This window comes from Novosphingobium sp. G106, assembly GCF_019075875.1.
Classification (GTDB): Bacteria; Pseudomonadota; Alphaproteobacteria; order Sphingomonadales; family Sphingomonadaceae; genus Novosphingobium.
Genome location: NZ_JAHOOZ010000001.1, coordinates 1022741 through 1038742 on the forward strand (window position 1 = coordinate 1022741; position 16002 = coordinate 1038742).

The 16002-nt window shown below is 66.0% G+C and carries 17 protein-coding genes; 12 read left to right on the forward strand and 5 right to left on the reverse strand.

Going from position 1 to position 16002, the window contains the following annotated elements; translation table 11 throughout:
- Window positions 1-37: 37 nt before the first annotated feature.
- From bktB to KRR38_RS04835, 9 genes are all read left to right on the forward strand, one after another.
- Window positions 38-1216: a beta-ketothiolase BktB gene (gene bktB, locus KRR38_RS04795; RefSeq protein WP_217399128.1), complete on the forward strand. Its 1179-nt coding sequence runs from the start codon at window positions 38-40 to the stop codon at window positions 1214-1216.
- The gene (locus KRR38_RS04800; RefSeq protein WP_217399130.1) at window positions 1216-1680 is read left to right on the forward strand and encodes an OsmC family protein; all 465 of its coding nucleotides are present in this window, start codon (window positions 1216-1218) and stop codon (window positions 1678-1680) included. The genes bktB and KRR38_RS04800 overlap by 1 nt, the downstream gene beginning before the upstream one ends.
- On the forward strand, window positions 1677-2114 hold the full coding sequence (mce, locus tag KRR38_RS04805) for a methylmalonyl-CoA epimerase (protein WP_217399132.1): 438 nt from the start codon (window positions 1677-1679) through the stop codon (window positions 2112-2114). Before KRR38_RS04800 ends, mce begins: the two co-directional genes overlap by 4 nt.
- Before the next feature lie 17 nt (window positions 2115-2131).
- Window positions 2132-4306, forward strand: a complete 2175-nt coding sequence (gene scpA, locus KRR38_RS04810) for a methylmalonyl-CoA mutase (RefSeq protein ID WP_217399134.1) — start codon at window positions 2132-2134, stop codon at window positions 4304-4306.
- Window position 4307: 1 nt separating this feature from the next.
- Window positions 4308-4769, forward strand: coding sequence for a DMT family transporter (locus KRR38_RS04815; protein WP_254514645.1), 462 nt, complete (start codon window positions 4308-4310; stop codon window positions 4767-4769).
- Window positions 4766-5152 (forward strand): lysozyme inhibitor LprI family protein, encoded by a 387-nt coding sequence (locus tag KRR38_RS04820; RefSeq protein ID WP_217399138.1) that lies wholly within the window; start codon window positions 4766-4768, stop codon window positions 5150-5152. Before KRR38_RS04815 ends, KRR38_RS04820 begins: the two co-directional genes overlap by 4 nt.
- The gene (locus KRR38_RS04825; RefSeq protein WP_217399140.1) at window positions 5152-7173 is read left to right on the forward strand and encodes an acetyl/propionyl/methylcrotonyl-CoA carboxylase subunit alpha; all 2022 of its coding nucleotides are present in this window, start codon (window positions 5152-5154) and stop codon (window positions 7171-7173) included. The genes KRR38_RS04820 and KRR38_RS04825 overlap by 1 nt, the downstream gene beginning before the upstream one ends.
- A gap of 105 nt (window positions 7174-7278) precedes the next feature.
- Complete coding sequence (locus KRR38_RS04830; RefSeq protein ID WP_217399141.1) at window positions 7279-7974, forward strand: DUF2490 domain-containing protein; 696 nt, start codon at window positions 7279-7281, stop codon at window positions 7972-7974.
- 46 nt (window positions 7975-8020) lie between these two features.
- Window positions 8021-8806 carry an acyl-CoA thioesterase II gene (locus tag KRR38_RS04835; RefSeq protein ID WP_217399143.1) on the forward strand — a complete coding sequence of 262 codons (786 nt, stop codon included), beginning with the start codon at window positions 8021-8023 and terminating at the stop codon, window positions 8804-8806.
- A gap of 3 nt (window positions 8807-8809) precedes the next feature.
- On the opposite strand, the gene KRR38_RS04840 is transcribed toward KRR38_RS04835, so the two are convergent.
- The gene (locus tag KRR38_RS04840; RefSeq protein ID WP_217399145.1) at window positions 8810-9259 is read right to left on the reverse strand and encodes a hypothetical protein; all 450 of its coding nucleotides are present in this window, start codon (window positions 9257-9259) and stop codon (window positions 8810-8812) included.
- Between the two features lie 121 nt (window positions 9260-9380).
- Between KRR38_RS04840 and KRR38_RS04845 the strand changes: the two genes are divergently transcribed.
- A complete protein-coding gene (locus tag KRR38_RS04845; protein WP_217399147.1) occupies window positions 9381-9818 on the forward strand; it encodes a DUF488 family protein in 438 nt (145 codons plus the stop codon).
- Here the strand turns inward: KRR38_RS04845 and KRR38_RS04850 are convergent.
- Both KRR38_RS04850 and KRR38_RS04855 read right to left on the reverse strand, forming a co-directional pair.
- On the reverse strand, window positions 9808-11202 hold the full coding sequence (locus tag KRR38_RS04850; RefSeq protein WP_217399150.1) for a peptide MFS transporter: 1395 nt from the start codon (window positions 11200-11202) through the stop codon (window positions 9808-9810). The two genes, KRR38_RS04845 and KRR38_RS04850, sit on opposite strands and share 11 nt — an antisense overlap.
- 61 nt (window positions 11203-11263) lie before the next feature.
- Window positions 11264-12883, reverse strand: coding sequence for a hypothetical protein (locus tag KRR38_RS04855; protein WP_217399152.1), 1620 nt, complete (start codon window positions 12881-12883; stop codon window positions 11264-11266).
- 258 nt (window positions 12884-13141) lie between these two features.
- Between KRR38_RS04855 and KRR38_RS04860 the strand changes: the two genes are divergently transcribed.
- The gene (locus KRR38_RS04860; protein WP_217399154.1) at window positions 13142-13894 is read left to right on the forward strand and encodes an SDR family NAD(P)-dependent oxidoreductase; all 753 of its coding nucleotides are present in this window, start codon (window positions 13142-13144) and stop codon (window positions 13892-13894) included.
- Here KRR38_RS04860 and KRR38_RS04865 read toward each other — a convergent pair.
- The gene (locus KRR38_RS04865; RefSeq protein ID WP_217399156.1) at window positions 13891-14265 is read right to left on the reverse strand and encodes a ribonuclease HI; all 375 of its coding nucleotides are present in this window, start codon (window positions 14263-14265) and stop codon (window positions 13891-13893) included. The genes KRR38_RS04860 and KRR38_RS04865 overlap by 4 nt on opposite strands.
- Window positions 14266-14306: 41 nt before the next feature.
- Between KRR38_RS04865 and KRR38_RS04870 the strand changes: the two genes are divergently transcribed.
- A complete protein-coding gene (locus KRR38_RS04870; protein ID WP_217399158.1) occupies window positions 14307-14900 on the forward strand; it encodes a pseudouridine synthase in 594 nt (197 codons plus the stop codon).
- Here KRR38_RS04870 and KRR38_RS04875 read toward each other — a convergent pair.
- On the reverse strand, window positions 14863-16002 hold the full coding sequence (locus tag KRR38_RS04875; protein WP_217399160.1) for a cupin domain-containing protein: 1140 nt from the start codon (window positions 16000-16002) through the stop codon (window positions 14863-14865). The two genes, KRR38_RS04870 and KRR38_RS04875, sit on opposite strands and share 38 nt — an antisense overlap.

Below are 16002 nucleotides of genomic sequence, written 5' to 3' on the forward strand. Positions count from 1 at the left end.
CATCTGAGACTGAACGGTTAAATCTGAGGATTTTCGCATGGAAGACATCTACATTGTCAGCGGCGTCCGCACCGCGGTTGGCGACTTCGGCGGTTCGCTGAAGGGCTTCAAGCCCGCGGAACTCGGCGGTCTGGTCGCGACCGAAGCGCTGAGCCGCGCCGGCGTAGCCCCGTCGGACGTCGAGCACGTCGTCTTCGGCCAGGTCGGCAACACCAGCGCGCGCGACGCCTTTCTCGCGCGCGTCATCGGCCTGAACGCCGGCATTCCCGATGCGGTCCCGGCCTTCACCCTGAACCGTCTCTGCGGTTCGGGCGTCCAGGCGATCGTTTCGGCGGCGCAGATGATGAAGCTCGGGGAGGCGGCGATCACCGTCGCCGGCGGCGCGGAATCGATGACGAACACGCCGTTCCACGACCATTCGATGCGCTTCGGCCAGAAGATGGGCAACGTCACGCTCGAGGACGCGCTGACCGTCGGCCTGTCGGACCCGATTGGCGGCTTCCATATGGGCATCACCGCCGAGAACGTGGCCGAGCGTCACTGCATCAGCCGTGAGGACATGGATGCGCTCGCGGTCACCAGCCACCAGCGCGCCGCGCGCGCCCAGGCCGAGGGCCGTTTCAAGGAGCAGATCCTCCCGATCGAGATCAAGACGCGCAAGGGCGTCGTCGTGTTCGATACCGACGAGCACGTGAAGGGCGATACGAACCTGGAAACGCTCAGCGCGATGAAGCCGGCGTTCAAAAAGGACGGTTCGGTCACGGCGGCCAATGCCTCGGGCATCAACGACGGCGCTGCCGCCGTGGTTCTGGCCACGGGCAAGGCGGTCGACGAGAAGGGCCTCAAGCCGCTCGCGCGCATCGTCGCCTGGGGCCATGCCGGCGTCGAGCCCGCCTACATGGGCGAGGGTCCGATCAAGGCCGTGCCGATCGCGCTCAAGCGCGCCGGCCTGACGCTCGACCAAATCGACGTGATCGAGAGCAACGAGGCTTTCGCCGCGCAGGCCGCGGCCGTCGCCAAGGTGCTCGGCTTCGATCCCGAGAAGGTGAACCCCAACGGTTCGGGCGTCAGCCTGGGCCACCCGGTCGGCGCCACGGGCTGCATCATGACGGTCAAGGCGATCTACGAGCTCAAGCGGATCGGCGGCAAGTACGGCCTGATCACGATGTGCATCGGCGGCGGCCAGGGCATCGCCATGGTGATCGAGAACGTCTGATGAACCATCGCCACGAAGCGACGGTCGAATGGCGCGGGGGGCAGGGCGAACCCCTGTCTGCGCGCCGTTTCAGCCGGGCGCATCGCTGGCATTTCGATGGCGGCGTGACGGTGCCCGCATCGTCCTCGCCGCTGGTGGTCCCGGTGCCGCTGTCGGACCCGGCCGCGGTCGATCCCGAGGAAGCGCTGGTGGCGGCTCTGGCGAGCTGTCACATGATGTCGTTCCTGCACCTCGCTTCGCGCAAAGCGCTCGACATTGCGTCCTATGTCGACAAGGCCGAGGGTGAGACCGGCCGACGCGCGGACGGCAAGACCGCGATGCTTTCGGTGGTCCTGCACCCGCAGATCGAATTCGTGGGCGAGGCCGATCCGGCGCTCGTCGGCGAGCTGCACCATGAGGCGCATGAGCTCTGCTACATCGCCAATTCCGTTAACTTTCCCGTGACAGTGGAACCGCTACAATGAAACTCGGCCGCCTCAACCACATCGGCGTGGCCACGCCGGACCTCGACGCTTCGATCGCGTTCTACCGCGACATCATGGGCGCGACCGATATCACCGAGCCTTTCGTGCTCGAAAGCCAGCAGGTTCGCGTCTGCTTCGTCAACACGCCTGGCGAGGACGGCACGGCGGGCACGCAGATCGAGCTGCTCCAGCCGACCGCGGCGGACAGCGCGGTCGGCAAATGGCTCGAGAAGAACCCGCTCGGGGGCCAGCACCACATTTGCTACGAAGTGCCCGACATTCTCGAAGCCAAGGCCTGGTTCGAGAAGCTCGGCAAGCGCGTGCTGGGTGAGCCCCGCATCGGCGCCCACGGCACGCTGATCTTCTTCGTCCACCCCAAGGACATGGGCGGGCAGCTGACCGAGATCATGGAGACGCCGAAAGGCGCGCACTGAGTTACGAGGGTAGTACTATGAGCGACAATTCTTCAGGTAACGGACCCACGATCGAGACCTGGGAAGCCGCGAAGGCGAAAGAGGTCAAGGGCAAGGACCTGACCTGGCACACGCCCGAGGGCATCGATGTCAAGCCGCTCTATACGGCCGAGGACGTGACGGTCGATCCGGGCCTGCCCGGTTTCGCCCCTTTCACCCGCGGCGTGCGTGCCTCGATGTACGCTGGCCGTCCTTGGACGATCCGCCAGTACGCGGGCTTCTCGACCGCTGAAGAGTCAAACGCCTTCTACCGCCGCAACCTCGCTGCCGGTCAGAAGGGCCTTTCGGTCGCCTTCGATCTCGCCACCCACCGCGGCTATGACAGCGACCATCCGCGCGTCGTCGGCGACGTCGGCAAGGCCGGCGTGGCGATCGACAGCGTCGAGGACATGAAGATCCTGTTCGACGGCATTCCGCTCGATCAGATGTCGGTCTCGATGACGATGAACGGCGCGGTCATTCCGATCCTCGCCTTCTTCATCGTCGCCGGCGAGGAGCAGGGCGTCGACCGCAAGCTGCTCGACGGGACCATCCAGAACGACATCCTCAAGGAGTTCATGGTCCGCAACACCTACATCTACCCGCCCGAGCCGAGCATGCGGATCATCTCGGACATCTTCGGCTACACCAGCCGCGAGATGCCGAAGTTCAACTCGATCTCGATCTCCGGCTATCACATGCAGGAAGCCGGCGCGACGCAGGTCCAGGAGCTGGCCTTCACCATCGCCGACGGCGCCGAATATGTGAAGTACGGCGTCGCCTCGGGCCTCGACATCGACAAGTTCGCCGGCCGCCTGTCGTTCTTCTTCGCCATCGGCATGAACTTCTTCATGGAAGTCGCCAAGCTGCGCGCCGCGCGCGTGCTGTGGCACCGGGTGATGACCGAGCTCGGCGCCAAGGACGAGCGTTCGAAGATGCTGCGCACCCACTGCCAGACCTCGGGCGTGTCGCTGCAGGAGCAGGACCCCTACAACAACGTCATCCGCACGACGATCGAGGCGATGGCCTCGATGCTCGGCGGCACCCAGTCGCTGCACACAAACGCGCTCGACGAGGCGATCGCGCTGCCGACCGACTTCTCGGCGCGCATTGCCCGCAACACCCAGATCATCATCCAGGAAGAGACCGGCATGTGCAATGTCGTCGATCCGCTGGGTGGGTCCTACTACATCGAGAGCCTGACCCAGCAGCTGGTCGACCAGGCCTGGGAAATCATCGAGCGCGTCCAGGCCGAAGGTGGCATGGCCAAGGCCGTCGCCGCCGGCTGGCCCAAGGCGATGATCGAGACCGCCGCCGCCGCCCGCCAGGCGCGGGTCGATCGCGGCGACGACGTAATCGTCGGCGTCAACAAGTACCGCCTCGCTACCGAGGATTTCCTCGAGACGCTCGAAGTCGACAACGCCAAGGTCCGCGAGGGCCAGATCGCCCGCATCAACAAGATGAAGGCGGACCGCGATGAGGCCAAGTGCCAAGCGGCGCTGAAAGCGCTCAGCGACGGCGCGGCCGGCGAGAGCTCGATCGAGAACAACCTGCTCGCGCTCGCGGTCGAAGCCGCGCGCGCCCGTGCGACGCTCGGTGAGATCTCCTCGGCGATGGAAGTCAGCTTCAACCGCTACGGCACGCAGCCGACCCCGGTGAAGGGCGTCTATTCGGCGCCTTACGAGGGCGACAGCCGCTGGCAGCAGGTGCTCGACGGCGTCGAGGCCGTGACGCGCCGCCTGGGCCGCAAGCCCAAGCTGCTCGTCGCCAAGATGGGCCAGGACGGTCATGATCGCGGCGCCAATGTCATCGCCTCGGCCTTCGGCGACATGGGCTTCGACATCGTCTCGGGCCCGCTGTTCCAGACGCCCGAGGAAACCGTGGTGCTGGCGCTCGACAGCGGCGTCGACGTGGTCGGCGCCTCGAGCCTCGCGGCGGGGCACAAGACGCTGATCCCCGAGCTGATCCAGTTGCTGCGCGACAAGGGCCGCAACGACATCAAGGTCATCGCTGGCGGCGTCATTCCGCCGCAGGACTACGATTACCTGCGCAATGCCGGCGTTCAGGGAATCTATGGTCCGGGCTCGAACGTGGTCGAATGCGCCGCCGACGTGCTGCGCCTGCTCGGCCACAACATGCCGCCGGTCGGCGATGCACTGCAGGCGGCCGAATAACTTGCAGCAGGGCCACGCCAGCTTCCTGGGGATTGCGACGCTGATGTTCGTCGCGGGCATCGGCATTCCGCTGATGGCCACGCTGAACGCGGGGCTGGGCCGGCAGATCGCCAGCCCAGCAGCGGCGACGTTCATCCTCTATGCCGTCGGCCTTGTGCTGTCGCTCGGCGTCATGCTGGCGGCGGGCGGTTTCCCGGCGGCCGAGAAGTTTCAAGGGATCAAGCCGCAGTTCTACATGGGCGCGATCTTCGTCGTCTTCTACATCGTCGCGATCACCTGGGCGGCGCCGAAGATCGGCGTGGGCAACGCGGTGTTCTTCGTGCTGCTGGGCCAGCTCGTGGCGGCCGCAGGGATCGACCATTTCGGCCTCTGGGGCGCAGTGCAGTCGGCGATCACGCCCAAGCGCATACTCGGCATCGCGGTCATGGCCTTCGGCGTCTATCTGGCGAGGAAGCCGGCATGATCGGCGCGCTGCTCCTCCTCGCGGCCGCTGCTGCCGCCGACGAAAACTGCGGCGACCTGCCGCAGCAGCCGATGAACCAGTGCTTCTACCGCGCCTACGAACGCGCCGATGCCGAGATGGCCGCGCAATGGAAGCTCACCGCCGCGGCGATGAAGCAGGCCGACCGCGATCTCGACCGGACCTATGACAAGGACCCCGGCTACTTCGATACCCTGCTCGCCGGCCAGCGCGCCTGGCTGACTTACCGCGATCAGCAGTGCCTGAGCGCCAGCTTCGAGGCGCGCGGCGGCTCGCTTGCGCCGACGCTCAACAGCACCTGCCGGATCACGCTGACACAAGAACGAACCCGACAACTCAAAGCCTTGGTGGAAGTCGAAAACTGATGTTCAAGAAAATCCTCATCGCCAACCGCGGCGAGATCGCCTGCCGCGTCATCAAGACGGCGCGCCGCATGGGCATCCAGACGGTTGCGGTCTATTCGGACGCCGATGCCCGCGCGCCTTTCGTGCAGATGGCTGACGAGGCCGTCCACATCGGCCCGTCACCCGCCGCGCAGTCCTACCTGATCGCCGACAAGATCATCGCCGCCTGCAAGCAGACCGGCGCCGAGGCGGTCCATCCCGGCTATGGCTTCCTGTCCGAGCGCACCTCGTTCGCCGAGCAGCTTAAGGCCGAAGGCATCGAATTCATCGGCCCCCCGGTGAACGCCATCGCCGCGATGGGCGACAAGATCGAATCCAAGAAGCTCGCCAAGGCTGCCGGCGTCAATGTCGTCCCCGGCTTCGTCGGCGAGATCGAGGATACCGAGCACGCGGTGCGCATCTCGGACGAGATCGGCTATCCGGTGATGATGAAGGCCTCGGCCGGCGGCGGCGGCAAGGGCATGCGCCTGGCCTACAACGAGAAGGACGTCCGCGAGGGCTTCGAGGCGACCAAGCGCGAGGGCCTGAACTCGTTCGGCGACGACCGCGTCTTCATCGAGAAGTTCATCCTCAACCCGCGCCACATCGAGATCCAGATCCTCGGCGACAAGCACGGCAACGTGCTCTACCTCAACGAGCGCGAATGCTCGATCCAGCGCCGCCACCAGAAGGTCGTCGAAGAGGCGCCGTCGCCCTTCGTCACGCCGAAGATGCGCAAGGCCATGGGCGAGCAGTGCGTCGCGCTGTCGAAGGCCGTGGGCTATTACAGCGCCGGCACGGTCGAGCTCATCGTGTCGGGCGCCGACCCGACGGGCGAGAGCTTCTACTTCCTCGAGATGAACACGCGTCTCCAGGTCGAGCATCCGGTCACCGAATGCATCACCGGGGTCGACCTCGTCGAGCAGATGATCCGCGTCGCTTACGGCGAGAAGCTGGCTTTCGGCCAGGACGACGTGAAGATCGACGGCTGGGCGATCGAGAACCGCGTCTATGCCGAAGATCCCTATCGCGGCTTCCTGCCCTCGACCGGTCGCCTGTCGCGCTATCGTCCGCCCGTCGAAGGCTGGACCGATGACGGCCAGGCCAACGGCCGCCGCGGCATCGACGGCATCCGCGTCGACGACGGCGTCTACGAAGGCGGCGAAGTCTCGATGTTCTATGATCCGATGATCGCCAAGCTGATCACCTGGGGCGAGACGCGCGACGAGGCGGCCGACTTGCAGATCGCCGCGCTCGACTCTTTCGAGATCGAAGGCCTTGGCCACAACATCGATTTCGTCTCGGCGATCATGCAGCATCCGCGCTTCCGCTCGGGCGAACTGACCACGGGCTTCATCGCCGAGGAATATCCCGAAGGCTTTCACGGCGCCGCGACGTCTGACGAGACCAAGGCAAAGATCGCCGCGGTCGCCGGCTTCGTCGCCACGGCTCGCGCCGACCGCGCGCGCAACGTCGACGGCCAGTTGGCGCACCACCTGCCGCCGCCGAACGAGTGGAGCGTCAAGATCGGCGACCGCAGCTTTGCGGTGACGCTCGATGACGAGACGATCTCGGTCGACGGCACCGAAGTCGACCTCGCGATGGAATATACCCCCGGCGACAAGCTGATCCAGGCGGAGATCGACGGCGAGCCGATCGGCATCCGCATCGAGCCGACGCGCACCGGCCTCAAGGTGACCACGCGCGGCGCGATCCATAAGGTCGAGGTCCTGCCGGCGCGCCTGGCCCATCTGACCAAGCACATGATCGAGAAGGTGCCGCCCGATCTCTCCAAGTTCCTCATCTGCCCGATGCCCGGCCTGCTCGTGCGGCTCGACGTCGCCGAGGGTGACAAGGTCGAGGCCGGCCAGCCGCTCGCGGTGGTCGAGGCGATGAAGATGGAGAACATCCTGCGCGCCGAGAAGTCGGCGACGGTGAAGAAGGTCAATGCCAAGGCCGGCGAGAGCCTGGCTGTGGATGCGATCATCCTCGAACTCGAATAACGGGGTTCCGGCCGGGCGATGAGTGGACCGCCCGGCCGGTACATCCGCGGTTCCAGCAATCCTTTGTAACACGACATTGCGCCGGTCCCGCCGTTAAGCGGCGGCATGATTTCGCCTTCGCATCGAATCGTTGCCCTGTCGGCTGCCTTTGCCGCGCTCGCCTTCGGCTCGCCGTCGCATGCGGAAACGAGCCAGGACGAGCAGGTCTGGCTGCAAATCGTCGCGCAGGGGCCGGTCGCGGGCAAGGTCGTCTACCTCGCCGAATTGCAGCCGCGCTTTGGTGATCGGGCCAAAGGCCTGTCGCAGATGGTGATCCGCGGCGCGGTCGGGGTGAAGATCAGCGATCGGGTGACGATTTACCAGGGCTACGCCAACGCACGTACACCGGTCGCGGGCCGGACCGACACGGTGGAAAACCGCTCGTTCCAGCAGATCAGCTGGGCACTCGGCAATCCCGGCGGCGTCGCGCTGACCTCGCGCACGCGGCTCGAGCAGCGCTGGTTCTCGACCGGCGATGAGGTTGGCTGGCGGCTGCGCGGATCGATTCGTGCGGCCGTGCCGGTACGAGCCGACGGCAAGATAAAGCTGATCGGATCGGTCGAAGTCTTCGTCGCGCTCGACGACACCGACTGGGGCGCGAGGAGCGGGCTCGACCGGGTGCGTGGCTTCGCCGGTGTCGAGCTGCCTTTCTCGGGTAAGTCGACCGTCGAACTGGGCTATCTGAACCAGTATGTGAACGGCGCGAATGGGCGCGATCAGATGGATCACGTCGCCGCGATCAACCTAGTGCTCCGTCCGTAAGGCCTCGCCCTTGCCGCGCGCCCGCCGGCCATGGCAAGGGCGCGCCATGACCAAGACTTTTGCAGAATTACTGGCGCAAGCGACGGTGCTCGCCGACGGGATCGCCGTGAGCGTCCCCGAAACCTGGCACCAGGGCCGCACGGCCTACGGCGGCTTCTCGACCGCGCTGACTCTGGCGGCGGCGATGAAGGTGGGCGGCGAACTGCCACCGCTGCGTTCGGCGCAGGTCTCCATGATCGCGCCCGTCTTCGGTGAGGTCGAGGTCCGAGCACGGCTCGTACGGCGTGGCCGCAATGCCGTTTGGATGGCGGCGGAGATTGTGCGGGAGGGCGAGGTGGCATTCACTGCCAGCTTCGTCTTCATGGGCCCGGTCGACAGCGCGCTGCATATCAACGACCGCCCGGCGCCGACCGATCGGATCGCGCTGGCCGATGCCCGCAGCTTCGTCAACGAGCGCGGTCCGGCCTTCCTCTACAACCATTTCGACGTGCGCTTCGCCCTGCCCAGGGGCGAGGACAAGCGGCCGGAGATGTGCTGGTGGGTGCGGGCGCGCGATCGTGCGGGGATCGACCCGATGGTCGAGCTCATCCTCTGTGCCGATGCCCTGCCGCCCGGCGTGATGTCGCTGCTCACGCCGGCGACGCCTGTCTCGACGATGCAGTGGCAGGTCAACCTGCTGACCCCGGCGCCCAAGACCGAAGACGGCTGGTGGCTGCTGCGCTCGACCGGCGACTATGCGGAGCAGGGCTGCTCGAGCCAGCGCATGGCGATCTGGAACGCCGAGGGCGCGCCGATCCTGGCGGGCATGCAGTCGGTGGCGCTGTTTGGGTGACCGTTACTGCGAACTGTCCAGAGTGATCTTGTCATCGTAGCGGAACGTCGCGGCCTGCCATGTTCCGCCCAGCTTGATGACGGTGAATATCCAGCGCGTGAGATACTTCTCGTGCTGGCAGATGTAGAGCCGGGTCTCCGCCCATGAGCCGGTCGCGGTCTTCTCGTTGAGCTGGCAATCGCCGAGGCGGCCGTAGGCGGCGAAAACGCCATCCGTCTGGACCACGACATATTCGAGTTCCGTCGTTTTTGCCCGCATCATGGCATTCGTCGCCATGTAGTCGGTGACCGCCTTTCTCGTCTGGCCGCTGCGTATCGCGGTGAAAAAGGGATCGATCAGCTTGTCGATCTGCGCGTCGTCGACTGCGCTCGGCGGCGGAGCCAGACTTGCCGCCGCGAAAGCGGGTGACTGCCAGAGACAGGCAGCAAGCAGGGCCGCGGCGCGAAATTTCATGGACGTTCCCCCCCTAGATAACGACGCGCTTTGTTGCTGTCCGACGAGCGGGACGCAAGTGGCAAATCCGGAACTGCGAGTGTTGCCTTGTCTGGCTAAGCACACGCCCCATTTGGAAAGTATGACCTCGACCATCTGGACCATCGGTTACGAGCAGGCAACCATCGAGCGCGTGATTACCGCCCTGCGCGAGGCGGGGACCGAGGTGCTTGCCGACATCCGCTACCTGCCGTTGTCGCGCCGTCCGGGCTTCTCCAAGTCGGCCCTGGCGGCGGCGGCGCGCGAGGCGGGGATCGATTATCGGCACATCAAGCCGCTGGGCACGCCGGCCGAGGGGCGGGCAGCCGCGCGGCGCGGGGACCATCCCGAACTTGCCAGGGTCTATGCCGGCCAGCTCGAATTGCCCGAGGCTCTGGCCGCCATGGCCGAACTGCGCGACCTTGCGGGCGAGAAACGCGTGGCGCTGCTCTGTTATGAGCGCGAAGCCAGCGAATGCCATCGCAGCCTGCTCATCGAGGCGCTGCTGGCGGACTTCGCCGTGGTCGATCTCAAGCCCTAGCCTCATCCGAAAAGCGATGCGACAGGAACAGCTTGAATAGCACGAAGGCCACCAGCCCGACGACCGCGGCGCCGACGTGGACCAGCCAGAACTGTTCTATCGGCATCGTCGAATACCAGCCGCCGACCTTGCCCACGACGTAGTTGGCGAGGAAGAAGGACAGGTAGTAGATGCCCACCGAGGTCGCCGCGAGCTTGCGCGGTGCGATCTTGGTCACCAGCGCGAGGCTAACCGGGAGAACGTGGCCGAAGCCCATGCTGTTGAAGAAGTGGAACAGCACCGGCCAAAGCAGGCCGACCTTGCCCGACCCCGCCGTCAGCGCCGCCATGTAGAGGCATAGCGCGCCCACGACGGTGAAAACGCTGCCGATGACCAGCTTGCCAAGCTCGTCCGGCTCCGGCCGGCCGCTGTCACCATACCACTTCCAGAACCAGGTGATGCCGACGAGCGTGACGAAGCTCATCGCCGAATCGAGCGTGATCATCCAGCTCGTCGGCACTTTCATGCCGAGGAAAGTAAGATCGAAATGCTGATCGGCCCAGACGAGATAGGCGTTGAAGATCTCCTGGTTGGGCAGGAGCGACACCGCCAGCGCCGGCACCAGCACGAGGAGTGCGGCGATGCGCGCGCCATCGCCTTTCTCGAAGCTAGGCTCCTCGATCCGCGCCGTTGCCGGGCGGTCGCGCTTGTCGATCGGCAGGTGGGGTCTGGCCTTCAGATAGAGCAGCAGGCCCAGCACCATGACTACGCCCGCGCAGCCGAAGCCATAGTGCCAGCCGACATTCTCGCCGAGCGTCCCGGAGATCAGCGGTGCGACGATCACGCTCACCTGGATGGCGATGTAGAAGATCTGGAAGGCCATCGCGCGGCGCAGGTCGTCGGGCCCATAAAGCTCGCCCACCTGCGTCGCGATATTGCCCTTGAACAGGCCGACGCCGACGATCAGGCAGAGCAGGGCCAGCAGGAAGGCCGGCTGGATCGCCATCAGGAAATGGCCGAGCGACATGATGAGGCCGCCGGCGACCAAAGCGCCGCGCCGCCCCAGCCATTTGTCGGCCAGAATGCCGCCCAGGATCGGCGTCAGATAGACGAGCGCCGTGTAGTTGCCGAAGATGTCCGAAGCGAGCGGCTGACCCGTCTTGCCGCCGTACCAGTTCTGCTGCAGCCAGCCGAGGCCGAGCACGCTGCCGGAATGCTCGGGCAACAGCAGGTAGTTGACCATGTAGAGCGTGAGCAGCGTCTGCATCGAATAGTACGAGAAACGCTCGCATCCCTCGACGAAGGCAAGGTAGCCGAGGCCTTTGGGATGGCCGAGAAAGGCGCGGTCGTGGTCCGGGGCGGCCTGAGGAAGTTCTATGTCAGGCGTAGCTTCGGCAACGGTCAATGCGGTCTCCCGAGTTTAATTGCTTACATGTCTGTTAGCAATTTGCCGTCGGACGGCAAGCTCAATCGCGCCCGTGCTTGCCGCCGCCGCCGCCACCGCCGCCTCCGCGATCGTTGCGTGCTTGCTGCGGCGCCGCCGCCTGCTGACGCTGGGCGTGCTGCTGTTCACGCTGGGCCATTGCCTGCTGCTGCCGCTGCGCGTGTTGCTGCTCGCGTTGGGCACTCATCTGCTGTTGGCGCTGAGCGCGTTGCTGTTCGCGTTGCGCGCTCATCTCCTGCTGGCGTTGGGCACGTTGCTGTTCTCGCTGAGCGCCCACCTGCTGCTGGCGTCCGGCACGCTGCTGCTCGCGTTGAGCGACCATCTGCTGCTGCCGCTGGGAGCGTTGTTGCTCGCGTTCGGCTCCCATCTGCCGCTGACGTTCTGCACGTTGCTGGTCACGCTGGACGACCAACTGTTGCTGGCGCTGGGCACCCATCTGCTGCTGACGTTGTGCGCGTTGCTGGTCGCGCTTCGCCAACATCTGCTGTCCGCGTTCGGTGCGCTGCTGTTCGCGCTGGGCGAGCATCTCTTGACCGCGCTGGCCGCGCTGCTGCCGCTGAGCAAAGCTCTGTTGCTCGCGCTGATCGCGCGGGCTGGCCATCTGCCGGCCGCCTCGACCATGTTCGTCAGCCTGTCTGGCGGCGAAGAATGCCGAGCGTCGACTGTCCTCCTGCTGCTGGAACCGGTGCGGATCGGACTGCCGGTCCTGCTGGAATCGTTGCCCGCCGTGCATTTCCCGGCGATCCAGGTTCCGCTGCTGCGATGCCTCGGCGAACTGCGACCGACCACGCCGATCACTGCGCGCCAAGGAGGGCTCCTGGCGGAAGCCGCGGCGCTGGAAGTCATCGAACTGGCGCGCCATCACGGTGCGGGCCGCGCGCTCCTGGCGCCAATGCGAACCCTGCTGGTCGCGGGTGCGGTCGTGATAGTTCGACCAGGCTGGATTGTTCCTGCGCCGCGATTCCCAGATAGCGTTCGACCGCTCGATCTGCCTACGCTGCGCCGCCCAGTTGGCGCCGATCACGCCGCGCCGGTCGTCGCGCGCCGCAGCGCGAAGCTCGCGGCCGCGCACGAAGTAACGGCCGGCATAGTCCCACCGCTCGCCGTAGCGGTCGCGTGGCAGCGGGCGGCCGTAGTTGTCGTAGATAACGACGAGCGAGGGGCCGTCGTAGGCGTAGCTGTAGTAGTTATCGCGCACGAGATAGGGCGTGTCGTAGCCCGGCTCGTAGTAGTAATAACGGTAGCCGTCGTCGACGGGCTCGAGATAGACGGTCGAGCCGTCATACCCCTCCCAACCCCAGGGGCTGACGTCATCGTAGTCGAAGGCGTAGTCGGGCGGGGCGTCGAAGTACGCATCGTCGTAGTAGGCGGCGCGGTCGAGGTACGCGTAGTCGTCGTAATCGTTCGCCAGGTGGCCCAGCGCCGGTCGCGGTGCCCGCGGTAGCGCGCCGACATCGGGCGCGGCGATCAGCGGCGTGGCCGGGCCGGGCTCGAGCGGCATGGAGGACGGCAAAGGCGGCAGTTGCGCCTCGCTGAGGGCGGAATAGCTTTGCTCGCTGCGCGGCGACTGGCTGCATCCGGCAAGTATCACGAGCCCGGCGATGCAGGAGCCGGCGAGGGCTTTGCTGAGGATCGTCTTCATGGCTTCGTTAACTCTCGATAATTGGTTTTGTGCCTAATTTAACGCTTTGGTTAACGCGTTGGCGCTGAATAGGCCGTGGCTGCGCGGCTTAGCCTGCGTTCATCTTGGCGCGCTTCATCGTGAACAAGCCACGACTGGCCCGAGCTTCGATACGGGAGCCGGCGTTTTGCCCGTTGGCAGCCCGCCGCGAACCATGCGATTGACGTGCCTCGAATTGAACGGGATGCGCTGGGACGCATCGTTTTTGGGAGACGCCATATGGGCCGGTTGGACGGAAAAGTGGCAGTAGTCACGGGTTGCAGCCAGGGTATCGGTCTTGCCATCGCTGAAGTCTTCGCCCGCGAGGGCGCGGGGCTGGTAATCTCGGCACGGCGCGGCGACGTGCTCGACGAGAACGCGCGGCAGCTCGAAGCCGGCGGGGCGAAAGTCGTGGCGGTAGAGGCGGACGTCGCCAAGCGTGAAGACGCCAACCGCACCATAGCCGCGGCGATCGAATATTTCGGTCGGCTCGACATTCTGGTCAACAATGCCCAGGCGACCAGGCAGGCGCTGGTCGAGAACATCACCGACGAGGCGATCGAACTGACGCTCGGCTCCGGTCTGCTCGGCACGCTTTACCACATGCAGGCGGCCTTTCCGCATCTCAAGGAGCGCGGCGGGTCGGTGATCAACTTCGGCACGCGCCAGGGGATCTACGGCGAGCCGGGCGACGGCATCTACGGCGCGGGCAAGGAAGGCATCCGCGCCCTGTCGCGCTCGGCGGCTCGCGAGTGGGGCCAGTTCGGCATCCGCGTCAACGTGATCAATCCCGCGGCGATGAGCCCGGGCGCCGCCAAGTTCTTCGCCGAGAACCCTGAGCGCGGGCAGCAGTACATGGACGCGATCGCGCTGCGCCGTTTCGGCGATCCCGCCGGCGACATCGCCCCGATCGCGGTGTTCCTCGCGAGCGAGGATGGGCGCTATCTGACCGGCCAGACGCTCAACGCCGATGGCGGGCAGGTGATGCTCTAGCGCGGGTGGAGGCCGGCCAGGGCGATCCCGGCGAGGTTCTGCGCGCGTTTGACGTAGCGGATTAGCGGCGGGCTGCCGCCGGCGAGTTCGCGGAAGGATTCGAGGTGGTTTGCCGCCGAGCCGCGGCATTTCACGGTGCCGTTGGCCGGTCCGATCACCGCGACTGCATCGCCGAGCAAGACGAAGTCGGTGCCGAGTGTCCGGGCGATGCGCAAGGCATGGATCAGCGCCAGCCATTCGGCGTCGCCATTGGTGCCCTGGCCGAGGTCGCGGAACAGGTGCGTCTGCCCGGCCGCGAGCACCGCGACCTCGATCGGGCCGGGATTGGGCCGGCAGCCGCCGTCGAAGAAGACCTTTACGCGGGAGGGCATGTTCGGGCTTGCGATCTTCGGCTGATGGGCGATGAGGGACCATGTCGCGGCTGATCCTGTTCAACAAGCCTTTCAACGTGCTCTGCCAGTTCACCGACAGAGGCAATGCGGGCTCGGCGCGGCAGACGCTGTCGGACTTCATCGACGTGCCGGGCGTCTATCCGGCGGGGCGGCTCGATCTCGACAGCGAGGGGCTCTTGCTGCTGACCGACGACGGCCGGCTGCAGGCGCGGATCGCCGATCCCAAGTACAAGACGGCCAAGACCTATCTCGTACAGGTGGAAGGCGATGCCGGCGAGGACAGCCTGGCGGCGCTGTGTAAGGGCGTCCGCCTGAAGGACGGACTGACGCTCCCGGCCGAGGCCGAACGCATTGACGACCCCGCGCTCTGGCCACGCGACCCGCCGGTGCGCTTCCGCAAGAGCGTGCCCGACTGTTGGCTCAAGCTGACGATCCGCGAGGGCCGCAACCGCCAGGTCCGCCGGATGACCGCGGCGGTCGGCCATCCGACCTTGCGGCTGGTGCGCTGGCGGATCGGCGACTGGGGTCTCGACGGGATCGCGCCGGGGGAATGGCGCGAGGTCGCGGTCGAGACGCTCAGTCCGGCTGGTCGAAGGCCACGCTTCCCTGGTTGAACAGCGTCGCGAGCAATTCCATTGCCGCGTCCGATTGCAGCAGGTCGGGGGTGACCGTCAGGCGGTCCTGCGCGCAAATGCTTTCGGCCAAGGCCGTTATGTCGGGGCCATAGTCGAAGCTTTCCCCGTCGACGAACAGGAGCCCCGACCGGACGAAGGAAAAACGGCTGGCGGGATTGCGGCATAGTGTGCCGTCCCTGGCCAGTTGCTCCCGCAGTTCCTCGACGGTGATCGGTTCTTCGGGCGTCCAGTCGACATCGGGATATTTGCGCGCCGAGGTGTACGTACCGAACCATCGCGCGAAGGCTTGCTGGTCGCCCAGCTTTTCCGCGATCATCGCTTGAAGCCGGTCGAGCGCTTGCGGTCCGATCTCGCCCGGGTTCGCCTGAGCGGTGAGGTCCAGGTCGCCGTAGCGGTCGTCCTCATCCAGTCCGGCCAGCACATGGTCGCACCAGTGCGCGATCAGCTCGCTGCGCGACGGGGCGCGGAAGCCTATCGAATAGGTCATGCAGTCGTCGCCGACTGCGACGCCGTTGTGCGCAACGCCGGGTGGGACGTAGAGGATGTCGCCGGGTTCGAGCACCCATTCCTCGGTCGGCGTGAACTCGGCCAACAGCCGCAAGTCATCGTGCGCCAGCAGCTCGGTTGCGGCGTCGCACGTGCTGCCAATCTGCCACCGGCGCTGTCCAAGGCCCTGGATCAGGAACACATCGTACTGGTCGAAATGCGGCCCGACGCCGCCGCCATCGCTGGCGTAACTGACCATCACGTCGTCGATCCGCCAGTTGGGCACGAAGCGGAACGGCGCGATCAGCGCGGCGACTTCGGGAACGTGGTGGTCGACCGCCTGGACCAGCAATGTCCAGGGGTGCTTGCCGAGCTTGCCGAAGCGTGATTCGTCGAAAGGCCCGTGCTCGGCTTTCCACTGCTTGGGAGTGCGGCGGACCAGCCGCGCCTCGTTACCGTCTTCGCAGGCAAGGCCCGCCAGTTCGTCAGGCTCGAGCGGATTGGTCCAGGCTGCCCACGGGTTGCGGATCAGCAGCGGATGCTTCTGCCAGTAGTCGCGCAGGAACGTGTCGGCGTCGAACCGGGCCAGCTCCAT

Coding starts and splice junctions, on each gene's coding strand:
- bktB (WP_217399128.1), top strand. CDS start 38: ATGGAAGACATCTACATTGTCAGCGGCGTCCGCACCGCGGTTGGCGAC.
- KRR38_RS04800 (WP_217399130.1), top strand. CDS start 1,216: ATGAACCATCGCCACGAAGCGACGGTCGAATGGCGCGGGGGGCAGGGC.
- mce (WP_217399132.1), top strand. CDS start 1,677: ATGAAACTCGGCCGCCTCAACCACATCGGCGTGGCCACGCCGGACCTC.
- scpA (WP_217399134.1), top strand. CDS start 2,132: ATGAGCGACAATTCTTCAGGTAACGGACCCACGATCGAGACCTGGGAA.
- KRR38_RS04820 (WP_217399138.1), top strand. CDS start 4,766: ATGATCGGCGCGCTGCTCCTCCTCGCGGCCGCTGCTGCCGCCGACGAA.
- KRR38_RS04825 (WP_217399140.1), top strand. CDS start 5,152: ATGTTCAAGAAAATCCTCATCGCCAACCGCGGCGAGATCGCCTGCCGC.
- KRR38_RS04830 (WP_217399141.1), top strand. CDS start 7,279: ATGATTTCGCCTTCGCATCGAATCGTTGCCCTGTCGGCTGCCTTTGCC.
- KRR38_RS04835 (WP_217399143.1), top strand. CDS start 8,021: ATGACCAAGACTTTTGCAGAATTACTGGCGCAAGCGACGGTGCTCGCC.
- KRR38_RS04840 (WP_217399145.1), bottom strand. CDS start 9,259: ATGAAATTTCGCGCCGCGGCCCTGCTTGCTGCCTGTCTCTGGCAGTCA.
- KRR38_RS04845 (WP_217399147.1), top strand. CDS start 9,381: ATGACCTCGACCATCTGGACCATCGGTTACGAGCAGGCAACCATCGAG.
- KRR38_RS04855 (WP_217399152.1), bottom strand. CDS start 12,883: ATGAAGACGATCCTCAGCAAAGCCCTCGCCGGCTCCTGCATCGCCGGG.
- KRR38_RS04860 (WP_217399154.1), top strand. CDS start 13,142: ATGGGCCGGTTGGACGGAAAAGTGGCAGTAGTCACGGGTTGCAGCCAG.
- KRR38_RS04865 (WP_217399156.1), bottom strand. CDS start 14,265: ATGCCCTCCCGCGTAAAGGTCTTCTTCGACGGCGGCTGCCGGCCCAAT.
- KRR38_RS04870 (WP_217399158.1), top strand. CDS start 14,307: ATGTCGCGGCTGATCCTGTTCAACAAGCCTTTCAACGTGCTCTGCCAG.
- KRR38_RS04875 (WP_217399160.1), bottom strand. CDS start 16,002: ATGGAGCTGGCCCGGTTCGACGCCGACACGTTCCTGCGCGACTACTGG.